20 protein-coding genes are annotated in these 17,277 nt (G+C 65.2%); 11 read left to right on the top strand and 9 right to left on the bottom strand.

Annotated elements, in window-relative coordinates:
• Complete coding sequence (locus A9W99_RS23055) at positions 1–849, bottom strand: SAM-dependent methyltransferase (RefSeq protein WP_067383840.1); 849 nt, start codon at positions 847–849, stop codon at positions 1–3.
• Between the two features lie 288 nt (positions 850–1,137).
• Here A9W99_RS23055 and A9W99_RS23050 point away from each other — a divergent pair, with 288 nt between their 5' ends.
• From A9W99_RS23050 to A9W99_RS23035, 4 genes are all read left to right on the top strand, one after another.
• A complete protein-coding gene (locus A9W99_RS23050) occupies positions 1,138–1,572 on the top strand; it encodes a tautomerase family protein (RefSeq protein ID WP_067383837.1) in 435 nt (144 codons plus the stop codon).
• Between the two features lie 90 nt (positions 1,573–1,662).
• A complete protein-coding gene (locus A9W99_RS23045; RefSeq protein ID WP_067383833.1) occupies positions 1,663–2,484 on the top strand; it encodes an alpha/beta fold hydrolase in 822 nt (273 codons plus the stop codon).
• A gap of 27 nt (positions 2,485–2,511) precedes the next feature.
• The gene (locus A9W99_RS23040; RefSeq protein ID WP_067383830.1) at positions 2,512–2,922 is read left to right on the top strand and encodes an NYN domain-containing protein; all 411 of its coding nucleotides are present in this window, start codon (positions 2,512–2,514) and stop codon (positions 2,920–2,922) included.
• Positions 2,912–3,859, top strand: coding sequence for a nitronate monooxygenase family protein (locus A9W99_RS23035; protein WP_067383828.1), 948 nt, complete (start codon positions 2,912–2,914; stop codon positions 3,857–3,859). The genes A9W99_RS23040 and A9W99_RS23035 overlap by 11 nt, the downstream gene beginning before the upstream one ends.
• A 10-nt stretch (positions 3,860–3,869) precedes the next feature.
• On the opposite strand, the gene tpx is transcribed toward A9W99_RS23035, so the two are convergent.
• Positions 3,870–4,364 (bottom strand): thiol peroxidase, encoded by a 495-nt coding sequence (tpx, locus tag A9W99_RS23030; protein ID WP_067384235.1) that lies wholly within the window; start codon positions 4,362–4,364, stop codon positions 3,870–3,872.
• A 130-nt stretch (positions 4,365–4,494) separates the two neighbouring features.
• Here tpx and A9W99_RS23025 point away from each other — a divergent pair, with 130 nt between their 5' ends.
• The 3 genes from A9W99_RS23025 (at position 4,495) to A9W99_RS23015 (ending at position 7,484) form a co-directional block, all read left to right on the top strand.
• Positions 4,495–5,445: a GlxA family transcriptional regulator gene (locus tag A9W99_RS23025; protein WP_067383826.1), complete on the top strand. Its 951-nt coding sequence runs from the start codon at positions 4,495–4,497 to the stop codon at positions 5,443–5,445.
• A 33-nt stretch (positions 5,446–5,478) separates the two neighbouring features.
• The gene (locus A9W99_RS23020) at positions 5,479–6,222 is read left to right on the top strand and encodes a DJ-1/PfpI family protein (protein WP_067384232.1); all 744 of its coding nucleotides are present in this window, start codon (positions 5,479–5,481) and stop codon (positions 6,220–6,222) included.
• Positions 6,223–6,419: 197 nt separating this feature from the next.
• Complete coding sequence (locus tag A9W99_RS23015; protein WP_067384229.1) at positions 6,420–7,484, top strand: alpha/beta hydrolase; 1,065 nt, start codon at positions 6,420–6,422, stop codon at positions 7,482–7,484.
• Here the strand turns inward: A9W99_RS23015 and A9W99_RS23010 are convergent.
• The gene (locus tag A9W99_RS23010) at positions 7,481–7,957 is read right to left on the bottom strand and encodes a nuclear transport factor 2 family protein (RefSeq protein WP_067383823.1); all 477 of its coding nucleotides are present in this window, start codon (positions 7,955–7,957) and stop codon (positions 7,481–7,483) included. The genes A9W99_RS23015 and A9W99_RS23010 overlap by 4 nt on opposite strands.
• 78 nt (positions 7,958–8,035) lie before the next feature.
• Between A9W99_RS23010 and A9W99_RS23005 the strand changes: the two genes are divergently transcribed.
• Together A9W99_RS23005 and A9W99_RS23000 are read left to right on the top strand one after the other, a co-directional pair.
• Entirely contained in the window at positions 8,036–8,740 is a 705-nt protein-coding gene (locus A9W99_RS23005) for a DUF4190 domain-containing protein (RefSeq protein ID WP_067383821.1), read from the top strand.
• Between the two features lie 19 nt (positions 8,741–8,759).
• Complete coding sequence (locus tag A9W99_RS23000; protein WP_067383818.1) at positions 8,760–9,533, top strand: SDR family oxidoreductase; 774 nt, start codon at positions 8,760–8,762, stop codon at positions 9,531–9,533.
• Positions 9,534–9,545: 12 nt separating this feature from the next.
• Here the strand turns inward: A9W99_RS23000 and A9W99_RS22995 are convergent, their stop codons facing one another.
• Entirely contained in the window at positions 9,546–10,298 is a 753-nt protein-coding gene (locus tag A9W99_RS22995) for a YqjF family protein (protein WP_082930175.1), read from the bottom strand.
• A complete protein-coding gene (locus tag A9W99_RS22990) occupies positions 10,270–12,105 on the bottom strand; it encodes a fatty acyl-AMP ligase (RefSeq protein ID WP_067383815.1) in 1,836 nt (611 codons plus the stop codon). Before A9W99_RS22990 ends, A9W99_RS22995 begins: the two co-directional genes overlap by 29 nt.
• 75 nt (positions 12,106–12,180) lie before the next feature.
• Here A9W99_RS22990 and A9W99_RS22985 point away from each other — a divergent pair, with 75 nt between their 5' ends.
• Complete coding sequence (locus A9W99_RS22985; RefSeq protein ID WP_067383812.1) at positions 12,181–12,561, top strand: hypothetical protein; 381 nt, start codon at positions 12,181–12,183, stop codon at positions 12,559–12,561.
• A gap of 47 nt (positions 12,562–12,608) precedes the next feature.
• Here the strand turns inward: A9W99_RS22985 and A9W99_RS22980 are convergent, their stop codons facing one another.
• The 3 genes from A9W99_RS22980 to A9W99_RS22970 are packed head-to-tail and all read right to left on the bottom strand — an operon-like array spanning position 12,609 to position 15,269.
• Positions 12,609–13,892 (bottom strand): serine hydrolase domain-containing protein, encoded by a 1,284-nt coding sequence (locus tag A9W99_RS22980; RefSeq protein ID WP_067383810.1) that lies wholly within the window; start codon positions 13,890–13,892, stop codon positions 12,609–12,611.
• A 55-nt stretch (positions 13,893–13,947) separates the two neighbouring features.
• Positions 13,948–14,514: a maleylpyruvate isomerase family mycothiol-dependent enzyme gene (locus A9W99_RS22975; protein ID WP_067383808.1), complete on the bottom strand. Its 567-nt coding sequence runs from the start codon at positions 14,512–14,514 to the stop codon at positions 13,948–13,950.
• Between the two features lie 2 nt (positions 14,515–14,516).
• Positions 14,517–15,269, bottom strand: a complete 753-nt coding sequence (locus A9W99_RS22970) for a lysophospholipid acyltransferase family protein (RefSeq protein WP_371514983.1) — start codon at positions 15,267–15,269, stop codon at positions 14,517–14,519.
• Between the two features lie 199 nt (positions 15,270–15,468).
• Here A9W99_RS22970 and A9W99_RS22965 point away from each other — a divergent pair, with 199 nt between their 5' ends.
• Positions 15,469–15,927, top strand: a complete 459-nt coding sequence (locus tag A9W99_RS22965; protein WP_067383803.1) for an SRPBCC family protein — start codon at positions 15,469–15,471, stop codon at positions 15,925–15,927.
• Positions 15,928–16,085: 158 nt separating this feature from the next.
• Here A9W99_RS22965 and A9W99_RS22960 read toward each other — a convergent pair whose 3' ends face one another.
• A complete protein-coding gene (locus A9W99_RS22960; protein WP_067383799.1) occupies positions 16,086–17,249 on the bottom strand; it encodes an LLM class flavin-dependent oxidoreductase in 1,164 nt (387 codons plus the stop codon).
• Between the last annotated feature and the right edge of the window lie 28 nt (positions 17,250–17,277).

Here is a 17,277-nt window from a genome sequence, read left to right as displayed (position 1 = left end):
TCAGTGAGTCAACCGCGCGACGGCGGTGTAGGGCTGGTGTGCCCCAGGCCTGCGCGGATCTGCTTGGGGCAGCCGGGCAACAAGGCGCATCGACAACGGTAAGCGGCGGAATCGTCGAGCCGCCATCAGTGACGATTCCACCTCGACCGTGCGCCAGCCCAGCTCTTCGAAGTAGGCCAGGCCGTTTTCCGGTGCGAATTTGAACGGCGCCCTCTCCGATATGCCTGCCATCTTCTTATTCATCAGCTTCTTCAGACCGGGACCGCCGAAATCCAGCATCCACCAAGCGACCTCGGGTCGCTTGATCGCCTGTGACAGTGCGTCGACATCGTGATTGTCGAGGTAGTACAGCAGGCCCTCAGTGAGCACCAGCGCCTTGCCGGCGCCGTCCAGCGCCTCGTCGAAGAAGGCTTCCCGGGCGCGCGGGTCGGCCAGGTCGACGGCGGTCCGGGTCAATCGGCATCGCGGACTGTCCTCGGAAAGCAGCCGCGCCTTCTCGGTGAGCAATCCAGGTAGGTCGGCCTCCACCCAGTCGAAATCCGCCGGCAGGTCCAGCCGATACGGTCGGGTGTCCAGTCCCGCGGCCAAGTTGAGGACGCGGTCGCAGCCGTCGGCGATCGCTTCGAGGATCGTGTCGTCGATGATCTTGGTACGTGCCACCAGCCACCATCCGTTGCGCGTCGTGCGCGGCGATCCGGCGACGATGGCGCGGCCGTGCTCACCGGCTAGACGTTCGGCGAACGGGTCGTCGAACAATGCGTCGCGTCGTGCCGATTCGGTCGCCCGATGCAGCGCCGTCCAGCGTGCGGTGTCAGAAACGTGCGTGATGAGCGGCTCGGTATCGGACATACGTTGCGTTATAGCACCCGCCGCCTGGGCGAATGTAGAGTCGTGCACGTTTGTCCACCGCAGGCGTGACACAAACCCACAGCCGGCAGGCAGCAGGGGGCGCTGCGGCGTCGACGAACAACCGAGGCAGGTGAGCACCTCCATTCGGTTGAGCTATCTGATATAACGACCCGGTCGTCGACGATCGTCGCCGAGATCGACGTTAACGCGAAGTCAACTCGCACTTTCCCCGCGCTGGCGTCAATCTCGTCGTCCACACGAGTGATACGCGTGAAACTGGGAGCCACAATGCCGATGATCGATTTCACTTTCGTGCGTGGTTCGCTGGACGACGATGCCTTGCGCAGCCTGGCCGACGAGTTGGTCACCGTGCTGCTGCGCGCCGAGCGCGCCCCCGACACCGCATTCATGCGCGAAAACACGGTGGTGTATCTGCATGCGTTGGAGTCCGGAGCGCAATTGGTGGGGGGCCGTGACGCCGGCCAGCCCCGCTTCCGGGTCGACCTGACGGTATTCATAGGAGCACTGTCTAAAGACCGCAAGGAACAACTCGCCGCCGACGTACACGCGGCTGTTTGCGCGGCCGCCGACATCGATGCCGCGGGCCCGCGGGCGTATCACGTGTGGACGCTGATACACGAGATACCGGAGGGCAATTGGGCCGGGGCGGGCAAAATCGTTTACTACCAACAGATTAAGGGTCTAGTCGCAGACGACCCCTAGGGTCGCCGAGCAGACGCAAAAGCACCCGATTTCGGTAGGAAATGCGGGCTTTTGCGTCTGCTCGCGAGACCGGCGTAGTGTTCCCAAGTCATGAGCGACGCGATCCAATTCGTCGATGCCAACGGACTGAAATTCGCGTATTTGGAGGAGGGCTCCGGCCCGCTCGTGCTCATGCTGCACGGTTTCCCGGACACCGCGCATTCGTGGGACGATCTTCGCCCGCGGATCGCCGCCAAAGGGTACCGCGCCGTCAGTCCATTCATGCGCGGATACCACCCCACCGCGATCCCGGATCGAGACCCCGATCAAGAGACCCTGGCGCGCGATCCACTCGCGCTGATCGACGCGCTCGGTGCTCCTGACGCCGTGGTGATTGGGCACGACTGGGGTGCCTCGGCGGCATATGGTGCCGCTGCTCTAGGTCCGGACCGCGTGAAAAAGCTCTTCGTGGTTGGCATTCCGCATCCGGCAGCGCTCAAGCCGTCGCCCAAGAAGCTGTGGGGGGCCCGCCACTTCGTCGCCTACAAGCTACCGGGGGCACCAAATAGATTTGCGCGCAACGACTTTGCCGCTCTCCCCGCCATCTACCGGCGCTGGTCCCCGACCTGGAATCCCGATCCTTCGGAGTTCGACGCCGTACGCGCGAGCTTCGCGAACCCGGCCAGCCTGAACGCGGCATTCGGTTACTACCGCAAGCTCTCCCCTATCCCGAGCGCATCGCTGAAGGCGCGAATCGCGGTGCCCACGGTGGTATTCGCGGGCCTCGATGATCCGATAGTCACACCGGCGGACTATCGCGGCGCTGCCCGGATGTTCGAGAACGGGTACATCGTCGAGGAGGTTCCCGGCGGTCACTTCATGCACCGCGAGCACCCCGACGCGTTCGCCGAGCGACTGCTGCCGCATCTGTGACTCGGCGCGGCTGCTAACGGGTCGCGTATGCGGTGGATCGTCGACGGCATGAACGTGATCGGGACTCGTCCGGACGGTTGGTGGAGGGATCGTCACGGCGCGATGGTCGCGCTGGTGGAGCGGCTCGACAAGTGGGCGTCAGCGGCAGGCGACGATGTGACGGTCGTGTTCGAACGGCCACCGTCTAGCTCCATCCCCGCGTCGTCGATCGAGGTGACGCATGCACCCAGGGCGGGCGCCAACTCGGCGGACGACGAGATCGTCCGGTTGGTAGCTGCCGACGCGCGACCGGCTGAAATTCGCGTCGTGACGTCAGACCGGCTGCTCGTCAATCGCGTCCGGGCCATGGGCGCATCGGTCTGCCCGGCGGAAACCTTTCGTGACATGATCGACCCGCGTCCTGGCGGCGCGAAACCTTGGGAGCATCATGCCGATTGACCGTTCGGCCCCCACCCCCAACCGGGTCTGCGACCTCGCGCGCATCGACATTCCGATCATTCAGGCCCCGATGACCTACATCGCCGGCGCCCAACTGGCCGCGGCGGTCTCCAATGCCGGCGCCCTGGGCATTATCGAAACGACCTCGGAGCAGGGCCGGGCCGACCTGCGGCGGGTGCGCGACCTCACCGACGGCTCGGTCGGAGCGAACATAGCGCTGCTGTTCAACCGCGACCCTGCCGTAGTGGATCTGTTGGCGGACAACGGTATTCGCTTCGTCACCACCTCGGCAGGCGACCCCGCGCTGCTGATCGACCGGCTACACGACGCGGGCATCACCGTGTTCCATGTGGTGGGCACGCTGGCCGCGGCGAGGAAGGCGGTGGAAGCGGGCGTCGACGGCCTGGTCGTCGAAGGTGTCGAGGGCGGCGGATTCAAGAACCGATTCGGCGCGTCGACCATGGTGCTGCTGCCGTTGGTGGCAGCCCACGTAAACGTACCGATCGTCGCGGCCGGCGGGATCTGCGACGCCCGGTCCATGGCGGCCGCATTCGTGCTGGGGGCCGAAGCTGTGCAGATGGGTACGCGGTTGCTCGCCTCGGCGGATTCGCCGGTGCACGGCAACCTCAAGCAAGCGGTCGTCCATGCCGACGAAACATCGACGGTGCTGCTGCCCCTTGACGGCAAGCGGATGATGCGGGTGATCCGCACGCCGGCCGCCGACAAGATCGACGCCTCGATGTCCGCCCAGGATGGCGGTGCGGCGTTACAACGGGTCCAGCGGCTCTACTTCGACGGGGACCTGGATGCCAGCGTCGCCAATACCGGTCAGGTGGCCGGCCGCATCGACGAGATCTTGCCGGCCGCCGAGATCATCAAGCAGATGTGGTCCGGCTGCCGCGAGGTACTGGCCGCCACCGCGGGACGCCTCGGTTAGCCGGCTCGGCCTAGGAAAGTGCGGCGAGTGCTGCGTCGTAGTCGGGCTCTTGGGCGATTTCTGGGACCAGTTGTGCGTAGGCGACGTTGCCGTCGGCGTCGATCACCACGACCGCACGGGCGAGCAGGCCGGCCATCGGGCCGTCGGTGATGGTGACGCCGTAGTCCTCGCCGAAGCTGTCGCGAAAGGCCGACGCAGTCACGACGTTCTGGGCGCCTTCTGCGCCGCAGAATCGCTGCTGCGCGAACGGCAGGTCTTTGGACACACAAACGACCGTCGCACCCGTCGCTCCGGCACGCTCGTTGAAGGTCCGCACGCTGGTCGCGCACACCGGGGTGTCGATCGAGGGAAAGATGTTCAGCAACACGGACTTACCGCGGAACTGATCGCTGCTGACCGTTCCCAGGTCGCCTCCGGTCAGTCCGAAGCTGGGGGCCGGTGATCCGACCGCGGGCAGCTCGCCGACGGTATTGATCGCATTTCCGCGCAAGGTTATCTGTGCCATGGGGCACAGTCTGCCAAGGCCGGCCAGGCGGCCGACGGTCAGGTCCGGCAATCCGCGGCCGGCGCGCATGTCCTAAATGGTGGGGTGCACGGCGTAGACGCCATGCCCGTGGCTGGCCAACACTAGGTCCATGGTTCGAAAAGTGCTCATGGTCGGCTTCCCCGGCGTGCAGGCGCTCGACTTGGTAGGGCCGCATGAGGTGTTCACCGGGGCATCGATGCTCACCGGCGGTGGATATGAGGTCGCTATCGTGTCGCCCGGCGGGCAACCGGTCACCACCGTCACCGGGCTGGCCTTCATGGCAGAAGCGCTACCGGACCCGGGCGACCCGGTCGATACCGTCATGCTCCCCGGGGGCGCCGGCGTCGATGCCGCACGATCCGACCCCGAGTTCGTGAACTGGATCAAAGAGGTCTCGCGCACTGCCCGGCGACTCGTCACCGTCTGCACGGGGGCGTTCCTCGCGGCCGAGGCCGGGTTGCTGGACGGCTGCCGCGCGACCACCCACTGGGCGTTCGCCGGCCGCTTGGCCCGTGACTTTCCCCGTGTCAACGTCGATCCCGACCCGATTTTCATCCGCAGTTCCGAGACGGTGTGGACGGCCGCGGGCGTCACCTCGGGTATCGACCTCGCGCTCTCGCTGGTCGAGAATGACCAGGGCACCGAGGTGGCGCAAACGGTCGCCCGCTGGCTGGTGCTGTATCTGCGCCGCCCGGGCGGGCAGACACAGTTCGCCGCGCCGGTGTGGATGCCGCGGGCCAAGCGGGCCCCCATCCGCGAGGTGCAGGAGTCCATCGAGGCCGAACCGGGTGGCTCGCACAACATCGACGACCTGGCGCGCCGTGCGGCGATGAGCCCACGTCATTTCACCCGGGTGTTCACCGACGAAGTCGGCGAGGCGCCCGGCCAGTACGTGGAACGCATCCGCACCGATGCCGCTCGCCGGCAGTTGGAAGAGTCCGACGACACCGTCGTGGCGATCGCCGCCCGCTGTGGCTTTGGCACCGCAGAAACCATGCGGCGCAACTTTATTCGGCGCATCGGCGTCTCGCCGGACCAGTACCGAAAAGCCTTTGCCTGAAACCTGCAGAGCCCCAACCAGAAAGGAATGACGATGACCCAGATCGCCTTCGTCGCATACCCGGGATTCACCGCGCTGGACATGATCGGCCCCTACGAGGTGTTGCGCCAGTTGCCGCACGCCGAGGTGCGTTTCGTCTGGCATGAAGCCGGACCGATCACTGCTGACTCCGGCGTTCTGGTGCTCGGCGCGACGCATTCGCTGGCCGAAACACCTTCGCCCGACGTGATTCTGGTACCCGGTGGCCCGTCGACTCCGGTGCACGCGCGCGACGAGAAGCTGCTCGATTGGTTGCGCCAGGCCCACCAGACCGCCAGTTGGACGACGTCGGTGTGCTCGGGCTCGGTGATTCTGGCAGCCGCCGGTCTGCTCAAAGACAAGCGGGCCACCTCGCATTGGATCGCGCTCCCGGCGCTGAAGGCATTCGGCGTCATTCCCGTAGGCGATGAGCGAATTGTGCACCAGGACAATGTCATTACGAGTGCGGGTGTCTCCGCGGGACTAGACCTGGCGCTGTGGCTGGCCGGACAGCTGGGCGGTGAAGGCCGCGCGAAGGCGATCCAGCTCGCGATCGAATACGATCCGCACCCGCCGTTCGATTCCGGTCACATGTCGAAGGCATCGGCGACCACGAAGGCCGCGGCCACGGCGCTGCTCTCCAAGGACAGTGCCAAGCCGGCCAACCTGAAGGCCACCACATTGCTGGCCTGGGACCAAGCGCTGGCCGCAGTCCGGTCGCGGCGGCGCAAGCGGCTGCCCGTGGGCTCGTCGGCCTGAGGGCGAGCAGACGCAAAATCACCCGTTTTCGTACGAAATCGGGTGATTTTGCGTCTGTTCGGCGCACTTCCGCTGCTGCCCTCCAAGGATCCTTTTAGATCCCTTTTAGAACTCGTCTAGACCGCTCATAAAGCATCGTGCTCAACATTCAGAGACCTTCCGCCACCGATGTCGCGGAACAAATCGAAGGAAGCGCGATGACCACGCTAGCGAGTCGGGTCCATCCCCACCACAGCGACGTTCGCTCGCGCCGACGCCGTCGCTTTCGCGACGACGGCGGCGCGCCCGTTGAGATCGTCGAAGGTGCCCCGAGCGTGGCCGGTCGGCTCCTCTCACTCGGCGCGCGGCTCGCCCTGCGGCCGGCGCTGTCAATCGGGAGCCAGCTACCGATTCCGTGGCCCTATGGTGCGTTGGACTTCGTCGCTCGTGCGTTACCGCCCATCGCCGGCACCGAGCTCTCCACGGTGGAGTTGGCGAATTGCACCGCCCAGGTCATTCGAGCCAAGGGTGTGCGCCCCGTCGACGGCACCGGGCGCGTCCTCCTTTTCCTGCACGGCGGCGCGTTCTTGGCCGGCGGAAATCACACGCACGCACGGATGGCCTCCATACTCTCGCGCGACATCGATGCGCCGGTGCTCTTGGTGGACTACCGCTTATTGCCCAAGCACTCGATCGGTCAGGCGCTCGATGATTGCGAGGACGGCTACTACTGGCTGCGCGAGATGGGTTATGAGGCAGATCAGATCGTCGTCGCGGGCGATTCGGCTGGCGGCTACCTCTCGCTGGCACTGGCCGAGCGGCTGCTGGCCGATGGCGAGCACCTGGCGGCTCTGGTCGCGATGTCGCCGCTGCTGCAATTGCGCGCCGATGCGAAGCAAGCGCACCCCAACATCCACTCGGATGCGCTGTTCGGGGCCGGTGTTTTCGACTTCCTCAACGACCTCATCGAAAAGGCCGCTGCTCGCCGCGTCGTCGATGGTGCGCCCGAAGACGTGATTGAGCCGCTGGACCGAGTGCAACGAGGACTGCCGAAGACGCTTATCCACGTGTCGGGCTCGGAGGTCATGCTCCACGATGCGCGTTTGGGAGCGCGCCGGCTGGCCGACGCCGGAGTGCCGGTGGAAGTGCGGATCTGGCCTGGTCAGCTGCACGGCTTCCAGATTGCCGCCGGGCTGGTCCCGGAAGCCGACCGATCGTTGCGCCAGATCGCCGACTACATCCGGGACGCCACACCGGAGTACCTTCGCGAGGTCGCGAGCTAGCCCTTTGGCTGCGGGATCTCGTCCGTGGCCAGCTTGCCACCGGCCTGCAGCCAGGCGCTGACCACTCGGGGCGCATCGCGGTTCGGGTTGTAGATGTCTTCTTCGCTGGAAAACAGGCCGTCACCGGCGTAGACCAGCCGCGTCCAGTTCGGGAACCAAAACGGTTCGCCGTTCGGGTCCGTCGGGTGGTCGAGCAGATTCCTGATCATCATGACGACTGCGTCATTGTCTTCGTCGAATGCGATCCAGTCGCTGGGGAAGCGCATGTGCGGAAAAGGCGCCATGACGCCGACGATCCACTCCCGCACCGCTTCACGACCGTGAAAGACGCCGTAGTGATGCTCGGTGTAGACGACGTCCTCGGTGAACAGATCCGCGAAGGGCCGCCAGTCGCCGGAAGCGGAGCACCCTTCGGCCACAGTGGAGTAGTTCCGGACGGCTTGCTCGATTTCGGCTCTGGTGAACTTGCCCACACGGACACCCTAAGACGCCGACTCACAAGTCCGGCAATTTTGCTGATCGCCGCCCGGTCGCAGCTCTACCCTTACGCAATGACGCAACCACCCGCTGGCCCGCCATACCCTTACGAGCCGCCCACAGCGCCGCCGCCACCGCCGTTCCAGACGCCCGCGGGCCAGCCGCCGCCGCCGTATCCGCCGCCGGCTCCTGGCTATTACCAGCAAGGGGCCCCCCAAGTCCAGACCACGAGTGGGTTTGCCGTCGCCGCACTGGTTTTCGGCATCATCGGCGCAATATTGCTGAGCATTCCGTTCGGAATCGTTGCGCTGGGCAGAACCAAACCCGGCGGCCAAAAAGGCCGAGGGATGGCCATCGCCGGGCTGGTTTTGTCTGCCCTATGGGCGGTGGTTGTGGTCGTGGCCATTGTTGCCGGCGCTCTGTCGCCCACCCATAGCACCAGTGCGCGAAGCGCGAAAGTCGGTGACTGCTGGGCCGACCTACCCACCGGGAACCGCGTCTCGCGGGTGAACACCACCGGTTGCGACCATCCACATCGCGGCGAGGTGGTCGGCGTATTGACGATGCCCGACGGCTCCTATCCGGCTCAGTCGGTATTCCAGAGCTACAAGCAGAAGTGCCGCGACGCCTTGGCATCCTATTCGTCCACTGCCATGGACGATTCCAGTGTCGACTTGGCCGTCATGCCTCCGTCCGAGGATTCCTGGAAACAGGGCGATCGCGACATGGTTTGCATCGCAACGTTTTCCAGCGAGCGAACCGGGTCTATCAAGGGTTGAGGATAGGCATCGATAACCCATGAGCGTGTTGGACCTGTTTGACCTGCACGGCAAGAGGGCGCTGGTAACAGGTGGTTCCAGCGGCATTGGCAAGCGAGTGGCGCAGGCGTACGTCGAAGCCGGAGCTGAAGTAGCTATTGCCGCACTGCATTCCGATGTTGTCGATTTGGAGCGGGTGGCCGGTGAGCTAGTGGCAGCCGGCGGCAGGGTCGTGCCCATCTGCTGTGACGTGACTCAAGAAGAGCAGGTGACGAGCATGCTCGACCAGGTGACCGCAGAGTTGGGCGGAATCGACATCGCGGTCTGTAATGCCGGCATCGTGAGCGTCGTCCCGATGCTGGAGATGTCGCTCGAAGAGTTCCAACGCATCCAGGACACCAACGTGGCCGGTGTTTTCCTCACCGCGCAGGCGGCGGCGCGGGCAATGGTCCGGCAGGGATCCGGTGGGGTCATCATCAACACCGCATCGATGTCCGGTCGCATCATCAATGTCCCTCAGGAGACCGGCCACTACTGCGCCTCCAAGGCGGCGGTCGCCCACCTGACCAAAGCCATGGCGGTGGAGTTCGCGCCTTACAACATCCGGGTGAACAGTGTCAGTCCGGGCTACATCCTCACCGAACTCGTGCAGCCCCTGGTGGAATATCACCCACTGTGGGAGCCGAAAATCCCGCTCGGCCGCATCGGCCGACCGGAGGAACTGACCGGACTGTACGTCTACCTGGCCAGCGCGGCGTCGAGCTACATGACCGGATCGGACATCGTGATCGACGGCGGATACACCTGCCCCTGAGAAACGGCCACGTCACTGAACGAGGCAGCGGCGGCCGAATCGCGATCGCACACCGGGTGAGAACAGCGGGCGCAACGGCTCGCCGGCGGGCTGGACTCCGCTCGCGCTCAGCAACTCATCGTGCAGTTCGATGATCTCGGCCGCCCGAAACGACCATGGCGCATGCTCATTCGGCACCCACCACGTGCGGCCGGCCTTGCTGGTGTGCGCACCCCAGCGGGCGGTCAGCCAGACCTCGAGCGGCGTCGGCTCGACCACATCGCCGATGGCGACCGTCACGTGACTGCGCAGCCCGCGCCGAGGCCAGCGCCGCACGCTGTGATAGCTGACCTGGCCTGGCGTCCGCGTCACTCGCATCTTCGCCCAGGTGTAGGGGATGCCGAGGCCGATCCGCGTGACGGGTACCACCGCCAGCCGCGCCGTCTCCAGCGACCGGAACAGCACACCGTGGCGGCCGGCGTCGTCGACGGAGTAGAGGCGGATGTTGGTCTCGGCGAAGCCGCCGAAGTACGGAAGTGGAAGTGTGGCACCGAGTTTGGTGCTCGTCAGGACGAAAGGGATCAGCCCGACGTAGGTTCTGCCGTCGGCATAGACATCGGGCCGGGTGCCTGGCGGGTACATGTCGGCGACGCTCTCCGGGCGCGCCGGCCAATGCAGGAAGGTCAGGTCGTTCCAGCGTTGGTCAAAGGTCACGCGGCCGGCCAATGGCGGCGGAGTGGCCGATGGGCCGCAGACGTTAATGCGCACCCAATTCGCCGCTGAGATATTGCTCGCGGCAGGCCCGGCGGGCGAGCTTTCCGCTCGTAGTGCGTGGGATGGCGCCGGCGGGCAGGAAGACGACGTCCGCGACGGAGAGCCCGTGGCGATTCGACACCGCCGTTCGGATCGCCTCGATCGCGGGCTGCGGGTCGGCGCGACTGGTGCCGGGCGCACGTTCGGCGACGATCACCAGCTGCTCGCCGGCATCAGCTGGCGAGGCGAACGCGGTCACATATCCCCGTCGTACCAGGGGCGACGCCTCGCTGGTAGTGGCTTCGATGTCCTGCGGATAGTGGTTGCCGCCGTCGATGGTAACCAGGTCCGCGATACGGCCTGTGACGTATAACTCGCCATCGAGGTAGACGCCCAAATCGCCAGTGCGCAGCCAGTTTCCGTCGATTGGTGTGCCATCGGCGTGGCTGTCTTCGGCGAGCCGTGATTGCAGCTTGGCGCCGAAGGCCAGCCGGGTGTCTTCGGGACGCCGCCAATAACCCCGGCCGACGTTGTCGCCGTGCAACCAAACTTCGCCGATCTCACCGTCGGGCAATTCGGTTCCGGTGTCAGGGTTGACGATCACGCCCCACAGGCTGCGGGCAACCTGACCGCAGGACACTTGCGCGACGGCGTTGGGCGCATCGGCTGCCACGGGTACGGCCCGGCCGGCGCCGAGTTGCTCGCGCTCGAGGTAGATCACCTTCGTCTCCGCGGTGTGGCCAATGGTTGCGATCATCAGCGTCGCCTCGGCGATGCCGTAGGAGGGCTTGAACGCCGTGCGCGGTAATCCGTACGGGCCGAACGCTTTGTTGAACGTCGTCACCGCATCAATGCTCACCGGTTCGGAGCCGATGATCAGCACGACGTTGCTCAGGTCGATGTCCTCATCGGGCGCGGGCAGTCCGCGTTGCGCGGTCCATTCGTATGCGAAGTTGGGGGCGGCGGTGACCACGCGTCCGGTACGAGATCCGGCGGAGAGCGCCTGAATCCAGCGCTGTGGCCGGCGTACGAACGCGGTTGGCGACATCAGGGTGGTGTGTCCGCCGTATACCGTCGGAAACCCGATCATGGACAAGCCCATGTCGTGGTAGAGCGGTAACCAGCTGACTCCGTGGGTATTTCGGTTCAGCAAGTCGATCGACAGGATCATCTGCACCAGATTTGTTTGGACCGCGCGGTGGGTGATCTCGACGCCGACCGGCGGCCGGGTGGCGCCAGAGGTGTACTGCAGGTAGGAAACCGCGTCCAAATCCAGCTCGACCGGGCTGAACTGCTCGCTCGCCGAGTCGGGTATCTCGTCGATGACGATCACTTGCGGCTGGCGCAGCTGCGGGCGGCCGGCCAGAAAACTCTCGATCGCTTCTTTCCCGGCGGTCGTGGTGAGCACCACTGTGGGCTGGGAATCGTGTAGCGCAATATCCAGGCGTTCCGCATGGCCCGGCAGTTCGGGGGCGAAGAGCGGCACCGCTATGCTGCCCGCCTTGATCGCCGCATAAAAACCGGCTACCCAGTCGATGCTCTGCGGCGCGAGGACGGCCACCCGGTCACCGGGGCCGGCGAACTGTTGCACTCGCGCACTGATGGCTCGTAACCGAACATCGAATTCGGACCAGGTGACCTCCCGCGGCTGACCCTCTGACCGGGCGTAGTCAAGGTAGCGATAAGCCACCATGTCGCCGATATTGGCGACGTTGCGTTCGATGAGAGAGATCAGCGTGGTGCCCGGCGGCAACGCGATGTTTCCGTCGGCGTCCAGGCAATCATCGATCTCTAGCAGGCCTTTTGGAGCCGAGGAGTCCTGCTGGGAACCGAAATCCATACCCGAAGTCTATGCACGGGTGGTCGGCTAAAGTCCGTGCCGTACTTGCCTCGACAGCTTTCAGCAGGAGCATCCGTGGACTCACGCGACGTCAACACTGCGACGACAGGCCGCGACGCCGCGCTCGCCCGGGTGTTCGCCTACCGTGAGCGCTGGCGGGCCAGGCCGATGCCGGTCCGCGCTACCCTTGCCGTCCTGGGTGCCGTGCTGCTGGTTGCGTGTGTCCCGCTCATCGTGCTGCTGCCCGAGGTCGGGATTCCAGCATTGCTGGTCGCCTTTCGGCTGCTCGCGGTGGAGGCCGCCTGGGCCGCACGCGCTTTTGCGTGGACGGACTGGCGCTTCACGCAACTGCGCGACTGGTTTCATCGCCAGTCGGGCTTGAGCCGTGCGGTCATCCTGGCCGGCTTACTCCTGTTGGCGGCCGCTCTCGTGTGGCTTATCTATGTATCTGTTTAATGGGCATCACGGCTGTATCGCTCTGTGCTGCAGCATTTTTCAGGACGTCACGAGACGCTTCCGGAGGCCGCACCTTCCTGATCGGTTTGGTGGCAGGGCGCACCAAGTTGCGGCACCTCGAGTGGACCGTCTTTTCGCGCGGACCCGATAGCACTGCTCAGCAGCGGGGCCAATCCTGCGAACGACCCCACGTCGAACAACATCAGTGTCAGCAGCCGGTTGTGCACGTAGGCCAGCGAGCTGCCCGTGTCGGGGTCGGCCCACCCGACTGTTCCGCCTAGCCCGATGTGTCCGTAGCCGGGCAACAGCCCTGGGATCGGCGAAGATTGGTAACCGTGGTGGTAGGTGAACGGGATGCCGAGGTTGAGGTCCGGCGTCAGGTCGGGCTTTGCCTTCAGCCCTTCCACCAACTCTGCCGACAGCAGCCGTGATCCGCCAATTTCACCGCGGTTCGCGATGGCGCCGTACACCTTGGCCAGGGCACGCGCGGTAACGACGCCGTTGACCGCGGGGATCTCGCCGTCGAGAAACGGCATCTCGCCCTGCAGCATGGACAGGATTCCGGGGAAATAGATCGAGCCAAGCACGCCAGAGAACGACAGATTCGCGACTTTCGGCGCGACAAAGTCGAGCACCGGTGTGGGGAAATTGGCCTGCGGCAACAGTGTCTGGGCCGCGGTGGTCGGCGCGCCGGCCGGCGGACGGCCGAGGTGCAGGCCGTCGGTGTCGAGGGGTTGGGCGAGTTCTTCGCGGAACAGCTCACGCATGCCCTTGCCGGTTACCGCGCGGGCCAGCCCGGACAGTAGCCACCCGTAGGTGATCGCGTGATAGGCCAGCTTTCCGTGCAGGGAGTCCAGTGGCGCCTCGGCCAGCCGCGCTTCCATCGCGAGGTGATCGAGTATCTCGTCTTTGCCGACACCTTTGAGGTGCGCCAGCCCGGATCGGTGCCGTAGCACATCGCTGACCGTGATCTCGGATTTGCCGTTAGCGCCGAACTCCGGCCAGTAGTCGGCGACGGGCGCGTCGTAAGACAGTAGCCCGCGGTCGACCAGCCGGTGAATGACCGTTGCGGACAGTCCCTTCGTCGCGGAGAACACCATGGCGCCGGTGTCCGCTGTCCATGGCACCTCGCCCTTTCGATCGGCAAACCCCGTCCAGACGTCGACGACCGGTACGCCGTCGATGTAGACAGCCAGTGCTCCCCCGCCGAACTTGCGTGCAGGGAACAACGCCGAGAACGCCTTGATGGCTGTCCCGAAACGCGAATCGCAGGCGCCTTCCACTCCGGAAGGTAGGCCATTGTCATCGGTGAGGACGGATGGCTTCGCCATAGGTGAATGATTCCGTCCGGAGAGCCCGGGTGCATGCGAAATGACGATGCGGGTTTCAATCGGGCCGCCATGCCGGGTCCCGGCCCAGACGGGCCAGCAACTTCGACTGACTGTCGGCGTCCGCAGCGACGGCAAACGGGGCCGCGAACATCCCAGAGGCGCTTAAGGCGTGCGGATCAGCCGGCAGTTGCGCCAAGAATGCCTGGCACCACTCGAGATCCAGCGAATCGTCAGCTCCGACGGCCCGTGCCAGGTCCCAGGTATGCACCAGGACGTCCTGCGTCAGGCGCGGGACCAGCTTGCCGGCATCCACGTGCGCGGCCGGATGGTTCCCGATCGCCGGCACCTCGATCACCCGCTCGAAGATTTTTCTATCGCCGAGCGCCTGCTGCAGTCTCTCGTAGGTCAGATCCCAGCGCCGCTGCGGGTTGGTCTGCGGGCGTGGCGGTTTCAAGCCAAGCGGCCGCAAGAGCAGCACATCGTGAAAGCCGATGACATGTTCCAACACGTCTCTGGCGCGCCAACCCACGCACGGGGAGCTTCGATCCCATTTGCCGTCGGCGGATTGGACGGCGGACCCGAACCGCCGGCATACCGCCAGGTGCAGCCCGCCGGTGTCCATGCTCAACCTTCCGACCGCAGAAGCCTTCTCGCCAGGGAGCGATTGGGGTCGGCGTCGCGCTCGGCGAGCATCAACTCGATGCCCTGTTCGACCGCGGCGGCAGTGCGCTCGCGCACCTTGCGTGCCACGGCATCGTCGGCTTCTTGCCCCTGGAACGGCTGGGTGACGATGGGCTCGCCGAACCAGTAGTACTGACGTTCCGGACGCGGCAATGGTGTCAGGCCGACACCACGGACCAGCGGAGGGGCATCCGGCGTGCCGAGCAGCTTCTCGGCGAGCAGTCCCACCGGCGCCAGCAGACGGGAATCGCGGTCGAGCAGGATGTCGATGCCGTGTTCGGCTCCCACCGAGGCGAACGGCACAATCGGATAGCCGTGCTGAATAGCCAAGCGCGCGAAGCCCAGTCGGTTCTTCCAGACCAGCTTGTACCGCTCGTTTCTGCGTTTCATGACCTCTCGGCCGCCACCGGGAAACACCATGACGAGTTCGCCGCGTCGCATCAATTCCGACGTGATCTCTCGGGTGCCCTCGACCACGCCCATCCGGGTCAGCGCGTCGCGCCATCCCGGAATCTTGAAGTGGGCATGATCGCCGAGGGAGCGCACGATTCTGCCGCGCTCCCACAGCTCGGCGGCCAGCAACGGCGCGTCCACCATGCCGAGGGTGTTGTGGTTGCCGACCAGCAACGCCCTCTTCTTGGGCACGTTTTCGATGCCGTAGACCTTGGGCTTGATCACCTTTCGCAGCGGCTCCATGAGTCGCAGGGCCGCGGCGACGTCGGCTTTGGTGGGTGCCCGCGGAACTGTAACGGTGTCAGCGTGACTCACAGGCTGAGTATGCGCGTGGCGCGATGGCTATGCGGCTGATTTCGCGTGGCCACCTGGAGGCTTCAAGACGACGAGGCGCAGGTAGGGTCAGTCGGGTCTTTCAGTATGTCTACCAGGGAGTGAGCGCATGCCGGGTCGGAAATACACGTTCGAGGTCAACAAGACCAGCAGCGCCCCAGCGGCGACGTTGTTCCGGCTCGAGGTCGACGGTGGAAACTGGTCGAAGTGGGCCAAGCCGATCGTCCTTACCTCGAGTTGGGCGCGCCAGGGTGATCCGGTGCCGGGCGGCGTCGGTGCCATTCGCAAGGTAGGCGCGTGGCCCGTTTTCGTCGCGGAGGAAACGGTCGAGTACGAACAGGACCGCCGTCATGTCTACAAACTGGTGGGAACCGCACCGGTCGAGGACTACCTGGCTGAGGTGGTCTTCACACCGAATGCGGCCGGAGGCACGGACATCCGTTGGACCGGTTCGTTTGTCGAAAAGGTTCGCGGGACGGGTCCGCTGGTGCGGGCCGCGATGGGCGGCGCGGTTCGGTACTTCGCGGGTCGGCTGGTGAAGGCTGCCGAGCGCGAGTCGGGTCAGTAGTGTTTCAGCCTTGCGGCGTAAGGGTTTTGGCTGTCCACGACGCCACTATCGGCGCGTCGAACGTGTGGGCTGTGCACGCTTTCTGATCGTTTTTCGTCCATATCAGCCACGCTCGGCAAGTGAGGCCGGCACTGCGCCAGATTTGGCGACTCGGTGCGCTATTTCGAATCGACCTCGTCCTGATACTTCTTGGCCATGTGCTCGACGGCCTGTAATTGCGACTGGGCGAGCCCTTCTCGCACCTGACCTGCACGCGCGGCGGCATCCAGGGTCGGTTGCGCCTGCCCCTGGAAGTGCGGGATCACTTCGGCGGCGAACAGCTGCGCGGACCGTTTGGTCGCGGCCGGATTGGCCCACTCGTGGCCCATCTGCAACATGCAACCGAACCCGCCGGACTTGTCCCAGAGCCGCTGCACCTGCTCGCGCGCCCGCTCCGGCGTACCGATGACGCCCGCGCCGTTGTCGTTGATGATGTCGATCATCTCGTCGAGCTGCTCCCCCGGCATGGTCATCTGCGGGAACGCGGCCACTTTCTGGAAGTAGTTGAACCACGACTCGATACCGAACTTCACGTCCTCGCGTGCCTGCGCGTCGGTCTCGGCGATATGGAACGGTCCGACCAGAGCCCAGTTCTTGCGGTCCACCTGAGTGCCGAACGCCGCAGCACGCTCTTCGACGATGCCCCAGTGGTAGGAGAGTGCGTTGAAACCGTCCACCGTGAGCGTTGCGCCGATGGAGAGCAGGCCGATGCCATGCTTGCCGGCCAGCCGTGCCCCCGTCGGCGACGCGACCGCGGCCACCGCCAGCGGAATGCCGCCGTCGGAATACGGCGCCAGCTGCAACTGGGCGTCGAACAGTTGATGGGTCGCCGTCTTGGCGCTGACGGTCTCCCCCGCCAGCAGCCGCACGACGATGTCGAGGTTGGTTTCGAGGAGCTCACGGGTGTCGGTCGGATTCAACCCGATCATCGCGGAATCGGTGGGCAGCGAACCCGGTCCCATCCCGCCGATCACGCGGCCATGGGTGAGGTGGTCCAGCAGCATCAACCGGTCTGCTACCCAGAGCGGGTTGTGATACGCCAGCGAAATGACCCCGGTGCCAAAGCGAATGCGCTTGGCGCGCTCCGCGGCCGCGGCGATGAAGATCTCCGGTGAGCTGATGATTTCGCTGCCGGCGGAGTGGTGTTCGCCCAGCCAGACTTCGTCGAAGCCCAGCGCGTCGATGTGCTCGATGAACTCCAGGTCGCGCTGCAAGGCGAGCGTCGGGTTGGTGCCGGCCCGGTGAAAGGGCGCGATGAAATATCCGAATCTGAGCTTGGCCATGGCGGGTCTCCTTGCAGTCGAGTCCGGG

Origin of the sequence: Mycobacterium sp. 1164966.3 (assembly GCF_001665395.1) — a bacterium.
In the GTDB taxonomy this organism is placed as follows: Bacteria; Actinomycetota; Actinomycetes; order Mycobacteriales; family Mycobacteriaceae; genus Mycobacterium.
Note: the sequence above shows the minus strand (reverse complement) of the source record. Positions and strands in the feature narration are given on the sequence as shown.

Bases quoted from the DNA above. Each gene is read 5' to 3' on its own strand.
- A9W99_RS23055 (WP_067383840.1), bottom strand. From the start codon at position 849: ATGTCCGATACCGAGCCGCTCATCACGCACGTTTCTGACACCGCACGC.
- A9W99_RS23015 (WP_067384229.1), top strand. From the start codon at position 6,420: ATGACCACGCTAGCGAGTCGGGTCCATCCCCACCACAGCGACGTTCGC.
- A9W99_RS22975 (WP_067383808.1), bottom strand. From the start codon at position 14,514: ATGGACACCGGCGGGCTGCACCTGGCGGTATGCCGGCGGTTCGGGTCC.
- A9W99_RS23045 (WP_067383833.1), top strand. From the start codon at position 1,663: ATGAGCGACGCGATCCAATTCGTCGATGCCAACGGACTGAAATTCGCG.
- A9W99_RS22965 (WP_067383803.1), top strand. From the start codon at position 15,469: ATGCCGGGTCGGAAATACACGTTCGAGGTCAACAAGACCAGCAGCGCC.
- A9W99_RS23035 (WP_067383828.1), top strand. From the start codon at position 2,912: ATGCCGATTGACCGTTCGGCCCCCACCCCCAACCGGGTCTGCGACCTC.
- A9W99_RS23000 (WP_067383818.1), top strand. From the start codon at position 8,760: ATGAGCGTGTTGGACCTGTTTGACCTGCACGGCAAGAGGGCGCTGGTA.
- A9W99_RS23050 (WP_067383837.1), top strand. From the start codon at position 1,138: ATGCCGATGATCGATTTCACTTTCGTGCGTGGTTCGCTGGACGACGAT.
- A9W99_RS23025 (WP_067383826.1), top strand. From the start codon at position 4,495: ATGGTTCGAAAAGTGCTCATGGTCGGCTTCCCCGGCGTGCAGGCGCTC.
- A9W99_RS23005 (WP_067383821.1), top strand. From the start codon at position 8,036: ATGACGCAACCACCCGCTGGCCCGCCATACCCTTACGAGCCGCCCACA.
- A9W99_RS23020 (WP_067384232.1), top strand. From the start codon at position 5,479: ATGACCCAGATCGCCTTCGTCGCATACCCGGGATTCACCGCGCTGGAC.
- A9W99_RS23040 (WP_067383830.1), top strand. From the start codon at position 2,512: ATGCGGTGGATCGTCGACGGCATGAACGTGATCGGGACTCGTCCGGAC.
- A9W99_RS22970 (WP_371514983.1), bottom strand. From the start codon at position 15,269: ATGGAGCCGCTGCGAAAGGTGATCAAGCCCAAGGTCTACGGCATCGAA.
- A9W99_RS22980 (WP_067383810.1), bottom strand. From the start codon at position 13,892: ATGGCGAAGCCATCCGTCCTCACCGATGACAATGGCCTACCTTCCGGA.
- A9W99_RS22960 (WP_067383799.1), bottom strand. From the start codon at position 17,249: ATGGCCAAGCTCAGATTCGGATATTTCATCGCGCCCTTTCACCGGGCC.
- A9W99_RS22990 (WP_067383815.1), bottom strand. From the start codon at position 12,105: ATGGATTTCGGTTCCCAGCAGGACTCCTCGGCTCCAAAAGGCCTGCTA.
- tpx (WP_067384235.1), bottom strand. From the start codon at position 4,364: ATGGCACAGATAACCTTGCGCGGAAATGCGATCAATACCGTCGGCGAG.